Source organism: Gellertiella hungarica (genome assembly GCF_014197145.1).
GTDB lineage: Bacteria > Pseudomonadota > Alphaproteobacteria > Rhizobiales > Rhizobiaceae > Gellertiella > Gellertiella hungarica.
In genome coordinates, this window is the sequence record NZ_JACIEZ010000001.1 from 881,274 (window position 1) to 896,180 (window position 14,907).

Here is a 14,907-nt window from a genome sequence, read left to right on the forward strand (position 1 = left end):
GGATGGCGATTGATCCTGCGGTCATTTCCCTGTGTGCGGAGGTCGGCATCGAGTGCATCGAGGGCACCGCCTATCCCAAGCTGGGGCAGACGCGGGCTCATCGCACGATCAGACGGATCGTCAAGAAATACGGGGAGGCGCACGCTCGCCTCGTCCTTGTCACGCTCGCCGACACGGCGAACAACAAGGCCTGCCTCGACGAGCATTGCCTCTGGGCGACTTCTGACTTGGTCCGAAAGTTCCGGTCGGAGATCGAGCAGGATTCGACCTTCTGGTTGGAAGTCTGGGACCGGCTCCCTGTCGGCTTCCTTCAAAGCAGGACATTGGAAATGCGCGGATGGGTGAGGCAGCGGGATGCACTTGCTGCTATGATCTACGAGCGGTTGCGCCGCGTCTTCGGACAGCCAGACCTATTGGAGGAATGACATGACCCCGGAACAGATCGAAAAGCTCTTCGTGACGGCCGCCGAAATCGAGCGCAAGCTTCCGCCAATGGGTGAGCGGCCGGCGAGGCTCAAGGCGCAGGCCATCCCTTTCATGCTTCCCGAGGGTGAGGCAAAGCCAGGGCGGTCGCTCCGACCCCGTGAAGTCTCCCACTGGGAACTCTGCAACGAGCTCATGCGATTTGTCCCGAGAGAGCGCGATCGGCGCTGCCTGTGGGCGTGGGCTATGGGAGAAGCGGGCACACTGCGCGACCCTGCCAGCGGAGAAAGACTGAGCTTCTCGCGCTGGTGCGATAAGGTGGAGGGCATCCACCGGAACACGGGTTCGCACCGCCAGAAGGTGGCAATTGCATGTATTGCTGCAATTTTTCTTCGTAACACATTGGCAGATATACGAAAGCTGCAAAAAGAGGCGTTGCAAAACGAGCCTGAAATCAGCGATAAATCTGCCAACATGAACGAACCGCGAGAATGGAGCTGGAGGGCTCCCGGAGCCTTCACCGCAGAGGCGGTGCCCGAGGCAAGAGACTTCTCCTGGGCCGAACAGCGGAACGAAATGAGGCGCAAGCGGGAAGCCGCAGCGCGTTAAAGGGATACACCCCGGAGAGGGCGCACCGAAGGCCGCAAGGCTGGAAGCCCATTGAGATGTGGTCTTGGGCCTCATCCGCTCCGGCGCCGAGGGTGCTAGGCGTCGGCAGTATTCGCCCGAATGGGCATCGAGAGAGCGACCCCGGTACCATGAGGGCAAGCGCTGAAAGATGGTGATCAGGGTGGCCCGGCGTAGGGGCAGGTGGGTGGCATCACCTTCGAAAGGACGCATCAAACCCGCCCGGTTCGCCGCGGCGGGTTTTTGATTTCGGGGCCATGCGCCCCAGACAGGCCGTGTGACCGCCTTCGAAGGGTGCACGGGACGCGCCGGAAGCACGGGATGTGCGGGCAGCCCTATCCTACGGGTATCAGGGGCCACGGGATCAACGCGGGCGGAGGGAGAAGGCGGCATCATTAGGATGGTTGGCAGAGCGGCTTAATGCAGCGGTTTGCTAAATCGCCGGGCCTTCGCGGTCCCGTAGGTTCAAATCCTACACCATCCGCCAGTTCAGATCGGGAGTTGCGGCAGCATCGCGTTGTTGCCGATTGGTGATATGCCCTCCCGGAGCATTCCCAGCGCCCTAGAGATGGGGCTGGCCACATGAACGCTTCCGGTCAACCGGGCATGTGGCGAGACGAAAGACCGGCAGGCAAGTTGCTGCTACGGCGATGCCGCAGGACGAAAGCCTGATAGCGAGGCGCGGAACGGGTCAACATACCGGTCTACGGCGCGGAGTGGGGAAGCCCCAGCCTCGAAGTTTCGCCAGCATAGCTCAGTAGGTAGAGCGCCTGCCTTGTAAGCAGGATGCCGTGGGTTCAATTCCTGCTGCTGGCACCATTTATAGCAGAAACCCGCTACCCGCGGATAAACCCGATCAAAGCTCCTCCCAGGAGATGCGGTGCCCGCCACCAGCCGAAGCCAGTGGCGGGCACATTGTTAAGAGGCAACCCCATGATACATGCCGTGTAGACCGAGTTTATTGGCTTGCTGCTGAGCGACGATGTTCGCTTCAGCATGAGTGCTGAATGGGCCGATGAGCTTGTGCTTGTCGGCTTCCCATACCGCAACCCAGTGGCCTCTGATCGTGTAGCCCATCGTGACTTTCGTCGGCGTCATTGTGAAGACCTTTCGATTCTATCCGGGCACATCGCCCGTTCGAATCAGTACCATCGAGATGGTTGTCTCCATCTTCGCTGGCCAGATGGTCAGCCTTCTTAGCCCGAAAGGAAGCGACATGCGCATGATCCGAAGTATCTTCGGCGCCCTCGCAATGATGGCGCTCTCAGTCTGTGCCGCCATGCCGGCCGCCGCCGTGCCCATCGATCCAGGTATCAGCATGGCGCTGAACGCCAGCGCGGACCGGCAGGCCCCGGCGACCGCCGTCGAGCATCTCCAGATCGTGGCCATCGCGCCCGATGCGCAGAAGCTGCAGCTGCCCGCCATGGGTCGAAGTATCGCCTATGCTGGCCAGACCATGAATGCCGCCTCCACCGAGACCAGCCCGCCGGACAGCGCCAGCGATTACTCGCTCAGTCGCTACCGAATGCGATGCTGATCCCGCTTGCCTGAAAGGGGGACGGGGCCGAAAGGTCCCGTTCCAGTCGTCACGGTTGCTGCCTTCCGGGAATGTCGTAGTCTTCTCGCTTGCGCCAATAACGGCCGCTACGGCTCCATACAGCATCAGGTGTCAGCTTGTTGAAAGCCTTCAGCACATCCGGCCTAATGCCCAGGTTCCCGTTGCTGTTAGTAATGGTCAACGCTTCGTCTAGGTCGTGGATATGTCCTACCGCGTGCTCTTGATAAAGAGTGCCATCTTTTTGGAGTTCCGAAGCCATCCACCTCGCCGCCGCTTGGACGGTCATTTCTTTTCATCCTCTGCAGGGATCACAGCATCCCTGTGGAACATCGCCTTCTCGTTCTTTTGACCCGCAAACCACGACGTGTGAACGGTGTCGCCGGTGATCAAAATAACGGTCATTTTTGGTCCGCCCGACTTCAACTGTACGATATCCCCGATCTTAATTGCCATGTCGCTTGCTCCCTTTACGCTTTCTGAAACTGGCTCATCCCAGCTTCTTTGAAAAACAATCAAAGCCTGCATCAGGAAATCAAACATGTCCAGAGGTGGTAAGCGAGACGGCGCGGGTCGCAAGGCCGGGACGCCGAACAAGGCCACGCAAGAGCGGCAGAAGAAGGTTGCATCCACGGGCATCACCCCGCTTGATTACATGCTGAAGGTAATGCGCGACAGCAAGGCTGACCCGTCGCGGCGCGATGAAATGGCCAAGGCCGCCGCGCCCTATGTCCATCCGAAGCTTGCCAGCACCCAGCATACCGGGCCGCGGGGAGGCCCCATCCAAACCGTAGATTTATCGAAGATGAGCGATGAAGACCTCGACAGGCTTGAAGCTATCATCGGTCCAATTGCCGTCACTGGCGGAGATCCGGGCGGAGAGGGCTAGGCGCGCAGCAGAGGCGGAACGAGAGCGCGTAGCCAGAGATGCCGAGCGCATCCGCGAGCGCTGCAAGACCCTGGCCGGCTTTGTTTCCGAGGCGTGGCCGATACTCGAGCCGAAGGCAAAGCTCGTATGGGGCTGGCCCCTGCAGGCGATGGCCGAGCACCTCGAGGCGGTGACGCGAGGGGACATCACCCGGCTGCTGACGAATTGCCCTCCGGGCTTGATGAAGTCGCTTCTGCACTCGGTCTTCTGGCCGGCATGGGAGTGGGGCCCCGCCGGTCTCCCACACATGCGGTACCTGACATCGTCCTACAGTCAGGAAAACGTGCTGCGCGACAACACGAAGATGCGCCGGCTGGTGGAGAGCCAGTGGTTCCAGTCGCTTTGGCCGGAAGTCCGGATGTCTCCGGATCAGAACGCCAAGGGGAAGTTCGAGAACACGAAGTCGGGCGCCCGCGAAGGCAGGCCCTTCGCCTCGATGACCGGCGGTCGCGGTGATCGGGTGATCATCGACGACCCTCATTCGACCGAAACTGCAGAGAGCGAGACCGAGCGCAAGAACACCATCCGCATCTTCCGGGAATCCATCTCCGACCGACTGAATGATCCCGAACGGTCTGCAATCGTGGTGATCATGCAGCGCCTGCACGAGGGCGATGTATCGGGCACCATCATCAAGCTCGGCTTGCCGTATGTGCACCTTTGCCTGCCGATGGAGTACGAGGCTGGGCCGTTTAAGCGGGATGGAAGGATCATTGACCCGGAGTCGCCGAACGCCATCGGCTTTGTCGACCCCCGGTCCTCCGAGGGCGAGCTCCTCCTGCCAGAGCGCTTTAGTCGCGAGGCCGTCGAGGGCCTGAAGAAGGCCAAGGGTGAATACGCCTATGCCGGCCAGTACCAGCAGCGACCGACGCCCCGCGAGGGCGGTCTGTTCAAACGGGAATGGTTCGACGGCAAGATGATCAACTCTGCACCGCCGGGGACTGTATGGGTTCGCCATTGGGACTTGGCCGCCACCAAAGATGCAAAGGCGGCGCGCACTGCTGGCGTGAAGCTCGGCCGCGCGCCGGATGGGTCTTTCATCGTCGGGCACGTCGTCAAGACCCAAGAGGAAGGCGCAAGGGTCCGCGCTCTGATCAAAGGCACCGCCGAGATCGACGGCAAAGACGTCGAGATCAGCCTTCCTCAGGACCCGGGCCAAGCCGGCAAGGTCCAGGCGCAGGACATGGTTCTTCTGCTCGCCGGCTGGAAGGTAAAGGCTCAACCGGAAACCGGGGACAAGGTAACCCGTGCCGAGCCATTCTCCAGTCAGTGCGAGGCGGGCAACGTCTACATCGTCAAGGGGGAGTGGAACGAGAGCTACCTCGATGAGCTCTGCCTCTTCCCCGGCGGAGCTTTCAAGGACCAGGTGGACGCAACATCCGGTGCCTTCGGGCGCCTTCTGAAGCCACGGGCACCGGTTGCCGCGACTGGCGCAACTCGCAGGAACTGAGATGGACAAGAGCAACGATCCCAGCACTCCGAGCCTTGCCCATCAGGCCCTGTCCGAGTGCTGGGCCATGATCCGGGCGATCCGGCGCGGCGCAGCCGCTATTCGGGAGGCGGGGGAGAAGTACCTCCTCAAGTTTCCATCGGAAAGCAAGGAGGAGTACTCCCGCCGCTTGAAATCCTCCCCTTGGCGGCCGGAGTTCATGGATTCGCTCCAGACCCTCAGCGCCAAGCCCTTCACCAAGGAGGTGAAGCTGGCGGAGGACGCAACCCCGGCGTTCGAGGATATCGCCCAAAACATCGACGGGCAGGGGAATAACCTGCACGTCTTCGCCAAGGATGTTTTCGAGGGCGCGGTGTCCATGGGTGCCCATGGCATCCTCGTCGACTTCCCGACGGGTACCGGAGCGGTCACGCTCGCCCAAGAGCGGGCGCAAGGCGTGCGCCCTTATTGGGTGCCGATCAATGCCGACGATATCCTCGAGGTGACCACCGAGCAGCGGGGAGCCAGCCGCGTGGTGACGTACCTCCGGATCAAGGAAAGCCGGATCGAAAAGACGGGCTTCGAACAGAGACGGGTGCCGCTCATTCGCGAGATCGAGCCAGGCGCTTTCCGTGTCTGGAGGGAGGAGAAGAGGGCCGACAAGACCGAGTGGGTGCTCGACAGTGAAGGCGCCATGACACTCGACGAGGTGCCGTTCGTCTTCTTCGCCACCGCAGACAAGGAGGGCGACCAGTACGTGCGCCCGCCGCTTCTCGACCTGGCTGACATTCAGATCGAGCTCTACAACGCGCTGTCGAAGAAAGAGCAGACCTTTACCATCGCCGCATCGCCGATGCTGACTGCGAATGGCATGGCGGCGCCCGATGACGATTCTGCAATCGAAACCGGGCCGGGCAGGGTGCTTTATGCTCCCGGCGGTGAGGGTGTGAACGCCAGCTGGGACTACATCCAGCCGAACGCGGCCAACCTGAAGGAGATCCGGGAGGACATCCGCGAGATCATCGAGGACATGCGCCGCATCGGCATGCAGCCTATGACCCAGAAGTCAGGCAATACCCCGGCGCTGGCGTTCCAGTTCGACGGCGAGAAGAGCTTCACGGTTCTCCAGTCCTGGGCCCTCGGTTTGAAGGATGCGCTCGAGCAGGCATTCGTCTTCACTGCCAAATGGATGAAATCGGAAGGGCAGGCGCCGAGCGTCATGGTCCATACCGATTTCGCTGTCGGCCTCTATGGGGCCCAAGAGGTGAACGCGCTGCTCGAGGCTCGCAAGGAGGCTCAGATCAGCCAGGAGACCTTCTGGGATGAGATGCAGCGCCGGGGTGTTCTCGGCCCACAGTTCGACCGGGAGGCGGAGAAGGAACGGCTGGCGATCGAAAACCCGCCATTTGACCCTGAGGGGCAACTCGATCCGGTTGTGGCTTAGCCCAGCCCGAGCGCCTTAGCCTTCTCCGAGACGGGGCATTTCGCCATCTCGGCCCTCAGTTCGTCGATGAAGCCCTGAAGTAAGAGGTAGCCGCTCCAATGGCCCTCGGAGTTCTCCGGCGAGGTCACCAGGAGGGTTGCCAGTTTGTCTGCCTGGAAGACAACCACATCGCACAGCGCGACAACTGCCGATGTTGGCTCGATGAGTGCCACTGCATTGGAAAGGCATGCTCGCACGTTGCGCGAGAACTGCCCTGACCGCCTGCTCACGCCCTTTGCGTCAGCAAGGATGATGTCGAGGTAGACTTCGAATGCGCGTTCAATTTCAGGCTCTTGGTGCGAAAGCTGATAGTCCGCGCAGTTAGCGGCCGCGGAGACGAACTGTCTATTGTGGAGGTCCCTCTCCGGGTTTTCCCGGAGATATCTCCAGAACCCCCAACTCGATCGGGAGTTGCGCAGAACCGGGCGCTCCGGCGCCCGGCTCAATGACCTGTGCCTGTCGTGCGGATGCCGCGGGCGAAACGCGGCGGATGCCGCATAGCAAGGGCGGATGCCCGGAAAGACTACCCCGATGAAGCTCAAGCTCGTTGAAATGAATGGCGTCACCTATGCCGAGGTGCAGGACGGCAAGCCGGTATACGAGACCGACGACGGCAAGACCGTGGCCTTCGATGCGCCCGGTACCGTCGCAACCATCACCCGCCTCAACAACGAGGCCAAGACCCACCGCGAGGCCAAGGAAGCCGCAGAGGGCAAGCTTAAGGCCTTCGAAGGTCTGGACGCCACCACCGCTCGTGACGCCCTCGACAAGCTCTCGCGGATCGATGCCAAGAAGCTGGTGGACGCCGGCGACATGGACGCCGCCATCCAGACCGCACTCAAACCTGTGCAGGAGCAGCTGGCAGCCGCGATCAAGGACAAGGAAACGCTCACCTCCTCCCTTAACCGGGAAGTCATCGGCAACGCATTCGGCCGCTCCAAGTTCGCCTCGGAGAAGCTGACCCCGGCCGGCGTCGACCTGATCCGCACGCTCTACGCTGATCGCATCAAGGTCGAGGACGGCAAGCCCATCGGCTACGACCAGAACGGCCAGAAGATTTACTCCAAGGCCCGACCCGGTGAGGTCGCCGACTTCGACGAGATCGTCGAGAGCCTGGTCGACAGCTATGCCTTCAAGGATCACATCCTGAAGAGCACCGGCCACAACGGCACCGGCAAACAGCCTGGCTCCGATGGTACCGGCAGCGGCCGCAGCATGAAGACGAGCGAGTTTCAGGCGCTCGCTCCCAAGGACCGCGCGGCCTTCATGGAAAAGGGCGGCACGCTGGTCGATTGATCGCCGCATATCTGCCGCGCCCGGATGGGTGGCGGTGTCACGGGCTGGATGGCCCACCCAACCCAAAGACAATTCCATCCCATCCACGAAAGGTAAACTGAGATGGCGAATACGCTTACCTCCCTCGCACCCACACTCTTCTCCGCTGCAAAGGAAGTGGCCAATGAGCCCTTCGGCGTGGTCGGTGCGATCAACACCACCTTCGACGACAAGGGCGTTGCCAAGGGGGACAAGGTCTCGGTCGACGTGGCCCCGGTCCGTGCGGCTTCCGACTTTACCCCCGCCAACGTTTCCTCGACGGGCGGGGATTCCACTGGCTCGAAGATCGACGTGACCATCTCCAAGTCACGCAAGGTCGACTGGCACCTTACCGGCGAACAGCAGCGCTCTCTGGAGAACGGCGGGATCAACCAGGACTGGGTGAAGCAGCTGATCGCCCAAGGCATGCGCACTCTGCGTAATGAGGCCGAAGTCGATGCGGCTATCGCGGTGAAGCTCGGTGCCTCGCGCGCATACGGCACCGCAGGCACCACGCCGTTCGCCACCGATCTGCAGGCGCTGACCAACGCCCGCAAGATCCTCGTCGACAACGGCGCTCCCAAGGCGGACATGCAGATGGTGTTCGACACCAACGCTGGCCTCAACCTCCGCAACCTCGGTGTGCTGCAGAATGCCTATCAGGCGGGCAGCGACCAGGAGCGCCGCACGGGCGAGTTCCTCCCGCAGATGGGCTTCCGGCTGTCCGAGAGTGCCGGCATCGGCATTCACACCAAGGGCACCGGCTCTGGCTACCTGATCAACAACGCTGCTGGCTATCCGATCGGGGCGACCCAGCTGACGCTTGACACCGGTACCGGCACGATCGTCGCTGGCGACGTCATCACCATCGGCTCCGACCCGAACAAGTATGTGGTCAACCAGGCGCTTGCAGGCGGTGTCGTTACCATCCAGGCTCCTGGCCTGCGACAGGCGGCCGCCGACAATGCCACGGTCACCGTCGGCAACAACTACACCGCCAACCTCGCATTCGAGCGATCGGCGGTCGTGGGTGTTTTGCGCCCGCCGATCATGCCCGCCAATCCGACGATCCAGCAGATGCTGATCAGCGACCAGTTCGGCATGACCTACCTCATGCTGGACATCGCCCAGTACGGCCAGAGGACTTGGGAAATTCACCTTGCCTGGGGCTTCCAGTCGGTGAACGGGGAATTCTCCGCAACCGTGCTCGGCTGATCCTGATCCATGACCGGGGGTTTCGACCCCCGGCTGCTCCACTTCAAACCACGGAAAGCAGATATGTCCGAAGACGAACAGGAACAGGTCGCCCCGATCCAGACCGTGCGTATGGTGCGCCTCGATGATGGCAAGACTGGCGACATTCATCCCGATGAAGTCGAACACATGCAGGCGTTTGGCTGGCGGATCTGCGAAGACCAGACCGGGACCGGTGACGCCGACGATCTGTCGTCCAAGTCTGACGACGAACTGCGCGCGGCCGTCACCGAGGCGACCGGGACCGCTCCGCATCCGAACGCCAAGCGCGAGACGCTGATCAAGAAGCTGCAGGAAGCCCAGAAGGGTGAGTGATCATGAAGAACCGGGTTGTCTGGCTGGATCGCGGTTGGCAGCCCGTTTCCATCGGCTTCTGCCCTTCTGAAAAAGCGTGGCGCCGTGAGATGAAGCGGCTCGGCTGCAAGGGCGAGGCCTATCCGTCATCCGACGGACGTTGTACCCGGTTCGAGGCGTCCAAGTCCAATTCCGAGTGCATCATCGTCACGTTGCGAGATGGGGCGGAGCGCGACCATTCATTGGTCGAGGTGGCCGGCCTGTTGGTCCATGAAGCGACCCACGTATGGCAATTCATTATCGAGAGCATCGGGGAAGGAAAGCCGTCCGCGGAGCTCGAAGCCTATTCCATGCAGGCGATAGTTCAGGCGCTCATGCAAGCGTTCGATGAGACGAGGGGGCTACCGAAATGACGTTGATCGTTGAGGACGGTACCGGCCTCCCGAATGCCGAGAGCTACGAGACAGCATCTGGCTTTCGAGCCTATGGCCTCAAGGTCGGCCTCGACTTGGTCGCCATTGACGATGACAAGAAGCTTGAACAGGCCCTTCGCCGGGCAACGATATGGCTCGACGGCCGTTACGGCGCCCGGTTCCTCGGTTGCTGCACGAGCAGCACGCAGGCGCTCCAGTGGCCACGCGCAGGTGTCCGGTATCGCCAGACGGTCATCGGGTCCCACGAAATCCCGGATCGCCTCCGCGCGGCTCTGTGCGAGGCTGCATGGCGGGAATTGTCGAGCCCGGGCGCATTGTCTCCCGATGCGCCAGCGACGAAGATTAAACGCGACAAGGTCGGCGACGTCGAGACTGAGTTTGTGAGGGGCGCCGCCGGTGCCCACGACGAATTCCCGGCGATTGATCTGCTCCTCGTGGGGCTGATAACCGGCGGGGCAGCGGCCTACAGCGGGCGGGCAGTGCGCGCATGACAGACTATGACATTCGGAAGCTCGTCCGGCGCGGGAAAGGCACGCAGATCACCTTGCCCGGCATCGAGGAGAGTGCAGGTGGAAAGGCCGCCTACCTCAAGGCCCTTCGGAAGATGCTTCGGGAACTGGGCGGAGCGGCGCGTCAGGCGCGGGGTCGGTTCGATCTGGAAAGCCTCGCACGGCTTGCGCTGTCGCTCGTGAGCACCGCGGAGCAGACGGTGAACCGGATCCTCAACCTCGAGGCTCAGCGGCATACGGACACCTTCGTCAACAGCGCTCGGCGTGCCCTCGGCATCGACCTGAGTGGGGTGGTCAGGCAGGAGGACCTAGCGGAGTTCTTGCGCCTGGTCGCCGCCCGGAATGCGTCCCTGATCAAGAACCTTTCCGACGATACCGTGAAGCGAGTTGAGCAGGCGGTCTACGACAACCTGATCGCAGGCAACTCCCGGGAAACGCTTCGAAGGGCACTGACTGACCAGTTGGGGATCGCCGACAGCCGGGCGAAGCTGATCGCGCAGGACCAGATGGCAAAGCTGAACAGCGAGCTAAACGAGTTCCGCCACAAGCAGGCGGGGATCAACGAGTACGTCTGGACAACCAGTCGAGATGAGCGCGTGCGGGCGCGCCACCGTGCGCTCGAGGGGAAGGTCTACCGGTACGGGGAGCCGACTGGTGCAGAGGATGGACTGGCTCCAGGGCGGCCGATCCGATGCCGGTGCATCGCCAAGGCCGTCGTTCAGTTTTGAAGGGTGTCGGAAACCTCTTCGCCATCATCTATGGCTTCAATCGCGAACATGAGGCGGCGAGAGGCTGCAAGGATCTCCATCGATTCCTTGTCCTGACGCTTGAGGTGCTGTTTCACCTCTTCGACCTGCTGGGCAACGTCGAGGATCAGGCGCTTCAGCTCGCGATATTGATCGTCTGTCATCATGAAAGGTGAATGCCAATGGCTTGCCGCTGTCAAGAGCGCCGGGAAGCGATCCGCCGCGCCATCGCTGCGAAAACGGTGACTTCCCTGAAAAAGGAAGCTGCATTCGTCGCGCGGACCTCAGCGCAGGATCTGCTGCGGGCCATCAACATCCGCCGCAACAACCCGAAAGGATAGAAAATGGCCCGCGTGACATCCAACCACGACGCCCCGCTTCCGCTCCCGGGAGGTCCCATCATCCGGCCAGGCGCCACGGCGCGCGTCGAGCGATGGGAGGCGATCAGCGGCAATTCACTCATTCAGGCTTGGCTATCTGCCGGGCTCCTGCGCGTGGAGGCGGACGATGTTCACCATATCGGTCAAGCGCAAGAACCCGGGAGCGGTTCAAAAGCTCGCCCGGGCGCTCACGGGTCCGAGGCAGGTGAAGGTCGGGTTTCCAGCGGGCGCGGCCGACGGCGACGTCATTAATCGCGCGGTCTGGAATGAGTTCGGTACACGTGGCGGTGCTTCTGGCGGTGGATGGGGCGGCCCGATCCCCGAGCGGCCATTCATGCGCAACGCCATGCGGGACAATCTGTCGAAATACCGTAATGCAATGAAGTCCAGCGCCGCACCGATCCTTCTTGGGAAGTCGACACTGCGCCAGACGCTTTCAAAGCTAGGCATTCTCGCGCAGAGCGACATCCAGGGCGAGATTACTGCCCTGACATCTCCAGCGAACAGTCCGGTGACGGTGGAGCGCAAGGGTTCGAGCAAGCCCCTAATCGACACGGGTGAGATGCGGGCCTCTGTCACATGGAAGGTGGACGAATGAAAGCGGCTGCTGCAATCGAGAGGCGGGCAGTCTCGGTTACGCTTCGGCGGCGCTCAGCTGGCGCCTATGACCTAGACGGCCGGTTCATCGATGGATCGGAGACCAGTGAACCAATCAAGGCGGTCATTCAGCCAGCCGGAGGGAACCAGCTGCGGGATCTCCCCGAGGGCATCAGGACAGAAGCCAACTGGATGATCTGGAGCCGTTCACCGATCGCCGTTGATGATCGCATCATCAGCAGCTCGGTCAGCTACCGGGTCGTCTATGTCTGGCCTCGCGCCGAAGGCGGCTTCTTTCGCGCAGCGCTAGGCAGGGAAACGCGATGACCGAGGATCAGGTAATCAGCGCCGTCGTGCGCTTTGTCGCCCGGGTCACCGGGGTTAAGGCCATCCGGGCGCATGAAGGCGGACAAGCTCCTGCCTTACCGTATGTCATGGTCAACCTGATCGGGATGTCCGAGATTAGGGAGCATCCGACGGATGTCGAGTTCACCGACACCGGCCAGCCCAATACCTCGGGGAAGAACATCATCAATGCGGCTCCGGTCATTGAGATTGAGTGGCGCTTTTCGGTTCATGCATACGGCCCGAACCCGGCTTCCATGCTCCGCCCGGTCCTGTCGGCCATGAAGCTCGCCCAAGTTATGGAGCCGGCCATGCCCGGACTCATCTTCTTCGACGCGTCGGCAATCCGCTCAATTCCCGAGTGGGTGAACAACCAGTGGGAGCCGCGCGCCCAGGTCGATTTGTTTGCGCGCGCAGTGATCCGAGACGCATTCGCTGTCGATGTAGTCGACACCACGAGCTTTGACGCTCAACCCATGGCCTGAACGGCCAACCACCATCCACTGAAAGGAAACAGGCATGGCCGTGCTCCCCTACAGCCGCGTCGTGAACGTCACGCTCACGCGCAACGATGCGTTCCCCAGCCGCCGCGGCTTTGGGACGCCTCTCTTCCTCTCCACCGTCGCCAAGACCGGCAAGGTCGACGCGACCAGCCGCACCAAGGCCTACGCCTCCATCGATGAGGTCGCTGCTGACTGGTCGGCATCCGACGACTTCTACAAGGCCGCCGAGGTGGCATTCTCGCAGAACCCGCGCCCGACGCAGATCAAGGCCGGCTATGTGGCGCTGGACGGCACGCCGACGGCGGCCGAGCTGAAGACGGAACTCGATGCGCTCTATGCCTACGATGCGGACTGGTATGTCGTGACGGTCGCCAGCACCCTGCGCGACATCGCGTCCGTTGATGGGCTGGTGGAGTGGATCGAAGCGAATAGCAAGCTCGCCATCATCGATTCGAACGACACCGGCACCGAGAACCCCGCCAACACGACCTGCCTTGCGGCGCGCAAGAAGGGCACGGTCGAGCGCTCGGCGGTCTTCTACCACACAAGCGCCCTGCAGTGGCCCGCGATGGCGCTTGCCGCCTACATGGCAACCCGCGTCTTCGACGATGCCGAAAGCGCCTACACTGCCAAGTTCAAGACCCTGCGCGGTGTCAACCCGGTCAACCTCGCCTCGGACAAGATCACTGCGATTACCGGCTTCGTTTCCGGCGTCGGACAGGCCAGCGCATCTGGACATTGCGCGAATACCTACATCGACATCGGCGGCCGGAACTTCGTGGTCGAGGGCTCGACGCTCACGGCGAACGTCTTCCTCGACGAAATCCATGCGTCCGACTGGATCATCGCCCGCACGGAAGAAGCCGCGCTCGGGATCCTGCTGAACAATGCCCGCGTCCCCTTCACGGACCAGGGCCTGCAGCAGATTGCCGGCGCTGCCCGCCAAGTGATGCAGGTTGCGACCCGCGCCGGCCTGATCGCCAAGGACATCGATCCGGAGACGAATGAATACCGGCCGGCCTATGAGATCACGGTCCCCTCGGTCTTCGATGTCCCCGAGAGCCAGCGCAAGGCCCGGATCGCTCCTGCGATCTCCGTCCGGTTCCGGTACGCCGGCGCGGTCCACTACACCACCATCAACTACAACATGACCTTCTGACGGGAGACCTGATCCATGGGTGTTTCAAGCGCATATTCTATGGTGAACGTCTCGGCCACGCTGGACGGTCGCCAGGTCCTCGGGCTCTGGGACGGCGACGATACCATCGTCGTCACGCCCGGTGCCGATGTCGGCACGATGATGATCGGCGCCGATGGTTCTTCGCTGTTCTCGCAGTCTGCGGACAGTTCGGCGCGCATCAGTCTCAAGCTGATGCATACCAGCCCGACGCATCGGCAGCTTATCCAGAAGTGGAAGCGGCAGAAGCAGCTCGGCGGCGCCGGCACGGCGTTCCCGTTTGCCTTCATCGATTCCACCTCGGGCGAAGGTGGCTCCGCGGACAAGTGCTATATCCAGGCCGCTCCCGCCGACGGCAAGGGAAAGAACGCCAGCGTCCGTGAGTGGGTGCTGGTGACCGGCGAATGGAATCCGGAGGTGCCGAATGGCTGAGAAGAAGATCGGGGGCTCGGTCTATAAGGTCGAGCCCATGCTGGCCACGCAGGCGATCATCCTGCAGGCGCGCCTTGCTCGCGTCATCGGGCCCGCTATTTCGAAGCTTCCGGGCATCCTCGCATCACGCAAGGAAGGCGCCAGCGACGAGCAGAAGGCCCAGGCCGATGCAGACGCGGTTTCGGCTGTCACCGAGATCTTCTCGCGGTGCCCGCCGCATGAGATCGCGGAACTGGTCAAGGACGTTGTCGAGGTCGCAATGGTTCAACGTCCCTCAGGGGTTTATGAGCCGGTAGATTTCGACCTCGATTTTACCGGTCGCCTCGGGGATGTCATTCCAACCGTGGTGTTCGTGCTGGCAACGCAGTTCGGGGATTTTTTCTCCGGCGCCCTGGCGAATGGACGCCCAACGACCAGGGCAAAGGCTTAAGCGATCGAGAAATTGCTAGGGTCGCGCCGAACCTGAACCTCTTCCTG

General features: G+C 62.0%; 23 protein-coding genes and 2 tRNA genes. 20 read left to right on the plus strand and 5 right to left on the minus strand.

Features of this window, described 5'->3' with window-relative positions; all coding sequences use genetic code 11:
* The first annotated feature begins 2 nt into the window (after positions 1-2).
* The 4 genes from GGR23_RS04245 (at position 3) to GGR23_RS04260 (ending at position 1,869) form a co-directional block, all read left to right on the plus strand.
* Complete coding sequence (locus GGR23_RS04245) at positions 3-425, plus strand: hypothetical protein (protein ID WP_183364836.1); 423 nt, start codon at positions 3-5, stop codon at positions 423-425.
* Between the two features lies 1 nt (position 426).
* Positions 427-1,032: a hypothetical protein gene (locus GGR23_RS04250; protein ID WP_183364837.1), complete on the plus strand. Its 606-nt coding sequence runs from the start codon at positions 427-429 to the stop codon at positions 1,030-1,032.
* 416 nt (positions 1,033-1,448) lie between these two features.
* Positions 1,449-1,537 (plus strand) — tRNA-Ser (locus GGR23_RS04255).
* A 256-nt stretch (positions 1,538-1,793) separates the two neighbouring features.
* Positions 1,794-1,869: transfer RNA gene (locus tag GGR23_RS04260), tRNA-Thr, on the plus strand.
* A 99-nt stretch (positions 1,870-1,968) separates the two neighbouring features.
* Here the strand turns inward: GGR23_RS04260 and GGR23_RS04265 are convergent.
* Positions 1,969-2,127, minus strand: coding sequence for a hypothetical protein (locus GGR23_RS04265; RefSeq protein WP_183364838.1), 159 nt, complete (start codon positions 2,125-2,127; stop codon positions 1,969-1,971).
* Positions 2,128-2,272: 145 nt separating this feature from the next.
* Here GGR23_RS04265 and GGR23_RS04270 point away from each other — a divergent pair, with 145 nt between their 5' ends.
* Positions 2,273-2,587 carry a hypothetical protein gene (locus GGR23_RS04270; protein WP_183364839.1) on the plus strand — a complete coding sequence of 105 codons (315 nt, stop codon included), beginning with the start codon at positions 2,273-2,275 and terminating at the stop codon, positions 2,585-2,587.
* A 49-nt stretch (positions 2,588-2,636) separates the two neighbouring features.
* Here the strand turns inward: GGR23_RS04270 and GGR23_RS04275 are convergent, their stop codons facing one another.
* Both GGR23_RS04275 and GGR23_RS04280 read right to left on the minus strand, forming a co-directional pair.
* A complete protein-coding gene (locus GGR23_RS04275) occupies positions 2,637-2,894 on the minus strand; it encodes a DUF6953 family protein (protein WP_183364840.1) in 258 nt (85 codons plus the stop codon).
* The gene (locus GGR23_RS04280) at positions 2,891-3,148 is read right to left on the minus strand and encodes a YodC family protein (RefSeq protein WP_210296836.1); all 258 of its coding nucleotides are present in this window, start codon (positions 3,146-3,148) and stop codon (positions 2,891-2,893) included. Before GGR23_RS04280 ends, GGR23_RS04275 begins: the two co-directional genes overlap by 4 nt.
* Here GGR23_RS04280 and GGR23_RS04285 point away from each other — a divergent pair.
* The 3 genes from GGR23_RS04285 to GGR23_RS04295 all read left to right on the plus strand — a co-directional run bounded on the left by GGR23_RS04285 (position 3,147) and on the right by GGR23_RS04295 (position 6,406).
* Positions 3,147-3,494: a hypothetical protein gene (locus GGR23_RS04285; RefSeq protein ID WP_183364841.1), complete on the plus strand. Its 348-nt coding sequence runs from the start codon at positions 3,147-3,149 to the stop codon at positions 3,492-3,494. The genes GGR23_RS04280 and GGR23_RS04285 overlap by 2 nt on opposite strands.
* Positions 3,418-4,983, plus strand: coding sequence for a phage terminase large subunit (terL, locus tag GGR23_RS04290; protein WP_183364842.1), 1,566 nt, complete (start codon positions 3,418-3,420; stop codon positions 4,981-4,983). The genes GGR23_RS04285 and terL overlap by 77 nt, the downstream gene beginning before the upstream one ends.
* Positions 4,984-5,050: 67 nt before the next feature.
* Positions 5,051-6,406, plus strand: a complete 1,356-nt coding sequence (locus GGR23_RS04295) for a DUF4055 domain-containing protein (protein ID WP_183364843.1) — start codon at positions 5,051-5,053, stop codon at positions 6,404-6,406.
* Here GGR23_RS04295 and GGR23_RS04300 read toward each other — a convergent pair.
* Positions 6,403-6,675, minus strand: a complete 273-nt coding sequence (locus GGR23_RS04300) for a hypothetical protein (protein WP_183364844.1) — start codon at positions 6,673-6,675, stop codon at positions 6,403-6,405. The two genes, GGR23_RS04295 and GGR23_RS04300, sit on opposite strands and share 4 nt — an antisense overlap.
* 301 nt (positions 6,676-6,976) lie before the next feature.
* Here GGR23_RS04300 and GGR23_RS04305 point away from each other — a divergent pair, with 301 nt between their 5' ends.
* From GGR23_RS04305 to GGR23_RS04330, 6 genes are all read left to right on the plus strand, one after another.
* Positions 6,977-7,741 (plus strand): DUF6651 domain-containing protein, encoded by a 765-nt coding sequence (locus GGR23_RS04305; RefSeq protein ID WP_183364931.1) that lies wholly within the window; start codon positions 6,977-6,979, stop codon positions 7,739-7,741.
* Positions 7,742-7,843: 102 nt separating this feature from the next.
* On the plus strand, positions 7,844-8,974 hold the full coding sequence (locus GGR23_RS04310) for a major capsid protein (protein ID WP_183364845.1): 1,131 nt from the start codon (positions 7,844-7,846) through the stop codon (positions 8,972-8,974).
* A 63-nt stretch (positions 8,975-9,037) separates the two neighbouring features.
* Positions 9,038-9,328 (plus strand): hypothetical protein, encoded by a 291-nt coding sequence (locus GGR23_RS04315; protein ID WP_183364846.1) that lies wholly within the window; start codon positions 9,038-9,040, stop codon positions 9,326-9,328.
* A gap of 2 nt (positions 9,329-9,330) precedes the next feature.
* Positions 9,331-9,720, plus strand: a complete 390-nt coding sequence (locus GGR23_RS04320; protein WP_210296837.1) for a hypothetical protein — start codon at positions 9,331-9,333, stop codon at positions 9,718-9,720.
* Positions 9,717-10,232 (plus strand): DnaT-like ssDNA-binding protein, encoded by a 516-nt coding sequence (locus GGR23_RS04325; RefSeq protein ID WP_183364848.1) that lies wholly within the window; start codon positions 9,717-9,719, stop codon positions 10,230-10,232. The genes GGR23_RS04320 and GGR23_RS04325 overlap by 4 nt, the downstream gene beginning before the upstream one ends.
* A complete protein-coding gene (locus GGR23_RS04330; protein ID WP_183364849.1) occupies positions 10,229-10,978 on the plus strand; it encodes a phage head morphogenesis protein in 750 nt (249 codons plus the stop codon). Before GGR23_RS04325 ends, GGR23_RS04330 begins: the two co-directional genes overlap by 4 nt.
* On the opposite strand, the gene GGR23_RS04335 is transcribed toward GGR23_RS04330, so the two are convergent.
* Complete coding sequence (locus tag GGR23_RS04335) at positions 10,969-11,163, minus strand: hypothetical protein (protein ID WP_183364850.1); 195 nt, start codon at positions 11,161-11,163, stop codon at positions 10,969-10,971. The two genes, GGR23_RS04330 and GGR23_RS04335, sit on opposite strands and share 10 nt — an antisense overlap.
* Before the next feature lie 340 nt (positions 11,164-11,503).
* Here GGR23_RS04335 and GGR23_RS04340 point away from each other — a divergent pair, with 340 nt between their 5' ends.
* The 6 genes from GGR23_RS04340 to GGR23_RS04365 are packed head-to-tail and all read left to right on the plus strand — an operon-like array spanning position 11,504 to position 14,860.
* The gene (locus GGR23_RS04340; RefSeq protein WP_183364851.1) at positions 11,504-11,974 is read left to right on the plus strand and encodes a hypothetical protein; all 471 of its coding nucleotides are present in this window, start codon (positions 11,504-11,506) and stop codon (positions 11,972-11,974) included.
* Complete coding sequence (locus GGR23_RS04345; protein ID WP_183364852.1) at positions 11,971-12,300, plus strand: hypothetical protein; 330 nt, start codon at positions 11,971-11,973, stop codon at positions 12,298-12,300. The genes GGR23_RS04340 and GGR23_RS04345 overlap by 4 nt, the downstream gene beginning before the upstream one ends.
* Entirely contained in the window at positions 12,297-12,803 is a 507-nt protein-coding gene (locus tag GGR23_RS04350) for a phage neck terminator protein (protein ID WP_183364853.1), read from the plus strand. Before GGR23_RS04345 ends, GGR23_RS04350 begins: the two co-directional genes overlap by 4 nt.
* A 34-nt stretch (positions 12,804-12,837) precedes the next feature.
* Complete coding sequence (locus tag GGR23_RS04355; RefSeq protein ID WP_183364854.1) at positions 12,838-13,980, plus strand: DUF3383 family protein; 1,143 nt, start codon at positions 12,838-12,840, stop codon at positions 13,978-13,980.
* Positions 13,981-13,995: 15 nt separating this feature from the next.
* Positions 13,996-14,430: a phage structural protein gene (locus GGR23_RS04360; RefSeq protein WP_183364855.1), complete on the plus strand. Its 435-nt coding sequence runs from the start codon at positions 13,996-13,998 to the stop codon at positions 14,428-14,430.
* Positions 14,423-14,860, plus strand: a complete 438-nt coding sequence (locus GGR23_RS04365) for a phage tail assembly chaperone (protein WP_183364856.1) — start codon at positions 14,423-14,425, stop codon at positions 14,858-14,860. Before GGR23_RS04360 ends, GGR23_RS04365 begins: the two co-directional genes overlap by 8 nt.
* Positions 14,861-14,907: the final 47 nt, after the last annotated feature.

Excerpts from the sequence above, each read along its gene's own strand:
- terL (WP_183364842.1), top strand. The coding sequence starts at position 3,418 with ATGAAGACCTCGACAGGCTTGAAGCTATCATCGGTCCAATTGCCGTCA.
- GGR23_RS04280 (WP_210296836.1), bottom strand. The coding sequence starts at position 3,148 with ATGTTTGATTTCCTGATGCAGGCTTTGATTGTTTTTCAAAGAAGCTGG.
- GGR23_RS04340 (WP_183364851.1), top strand. The coding sequence starts at position 11,504 with ATGTTCACCATATCGGTCAAGCGCAAGAACCCGGGAGCGGTTCAAAAG.
- GGR23_RS04305 (WP_183364931.1), top strand. The coding sequence starts at position 6,977 with ATGAAGCTCAAGCTCGTTGAAATGAATGGCGTCACCTATGCCGAGGTG.
- GGR23_RS04355 (WP_183364854.1), top strand. The coding sequence starts at position 12,838 with ATGGCCGTGCTCCCCTACAGCCGCGTCGTGAACGTCACGCTCACGCGC.
- GGR23_RS04330 (WP_183364849.1), top strand. The coding sequence starts at position 10,229 with ATGACAGACTATGACATTCGGAAGCTCGTCCGGCGCGGGAAAGGCACG.
- GGR23_RS04310 (WP_183364845.1), top strand. The coding sequence starts at position 7,844 with ATGGCGAATACGCTTACCTCCCTCGCACCCACACTCTTCTCCGCTGCA.
- GGR23_RS04295 (WP_183364843.1), top strand. The coding sequence starts at position 5,051 with ATGATCCGGGCGATCCGGCGCGGCGCAGCCGCTATTCGGGAGGCGGGG.
- GGR23_RS04275 (WP_183364840.1), bottom strand. The coding sequence starts at position 2,894 with ATGACCGTCCAAGCGGCGGCGAGGTGGATGGCTTCGGAACTCCAAAAA.
- GGR23_RS04350 (WP_183364853.1), top strand. The coding sequence starts at position 12,297 with ATGACCGAGGATCAGGTAATCAGCGCCGTCGTGCGCTTTGTCGCCCGG.
- GGR23_RS04335 (WP_183364850.1), bottom strand. The coding sequence starts at position 11,163 with ATGATGACAGACGATCAATATCGCGAGCTGAAGCGCCTGATCCTCGAC.
- GGR23_RS04245 (WP_183364836.1), top strand. The coding sequence starts at position 3 with ATGGCGATTGATCCTGCGGTCATTTCCCTGTGTGCGGAGGTCGGCATC.
- GGR23_RS04270 (WP_183364839.1), top strand. The coding sequence starts at position 2,273 with ATGATCCGAAGTATCTTCGGCGCCCTCGCAATGATGGCGCTCTCAGTC.
- GGR23_RS04250 (WP_183364837.1), top strand. The coding sequence starts at position 427 with ATGACCCCGGAACAGATCGAAAAGCTCTTCGTGACGGCCGCCGAAATC.
- GGR23_RS04325 (WP_183364848.1), top strand. The coding sequence starts at position 9,717 with ATGACGTTGATCGTTGAGGACGGTACCGGCCTCCCGAATGCCGAGAGC.
- GGR23_RS04365 (WP_183364856.1), top strand. The coding sequence starts at position 14,423 with ATGGCTGAGAAGAAGATCGGGGGCTCGGTCTATAAGGTCGAGCCCATG.
- GGR23_RS04315 (WP_183364846.1), top strand. The coding sequence starts at position 9,038 with ATGTCCGAAGACGAACAGGAACAGGTCGCCCCGATCCAGACCGTGCGT.
- GGR23_RS04285 (WP_183364841.1), top strand. The coding sequence starts at position 3,147 with ATGTCCAGAGGTGGTAAGCGAGACGGCGCGGGTCGCAAGGCCGGGACG.
- GGR23_RS04345 (WP_183364852.1), top strand. The coding sequence starts at position 11,971 with ATGAAAGCGGCTGCTGCAATCGAGAGGCGGGCAGTCTCGGTTACGCTT.
- GGR23_RS04360 (WP_183364855.1), top strand. The coding sequence starts at position 13,996 with ATGGGTGTTTCAAGCGCATATTCTATGGTGAACGTCTCGGCCACGCTG.
- GGR23_RS04265 (WP_183364838.1), bottom strand. The coding sequence starts at position 2,127 with ATGGGCTACACGATCAGAGGCCACTGGGTTGCGGTATGGGAAGCCGAC.
- GGR23_RS04320 (WP_210296837.1), top strand. The coding sequence starts at position 9,331 with ATGAAGAACCGGGTTGTCTGGCTGGATCGCGGTTGGCAGCCCGTTTCC.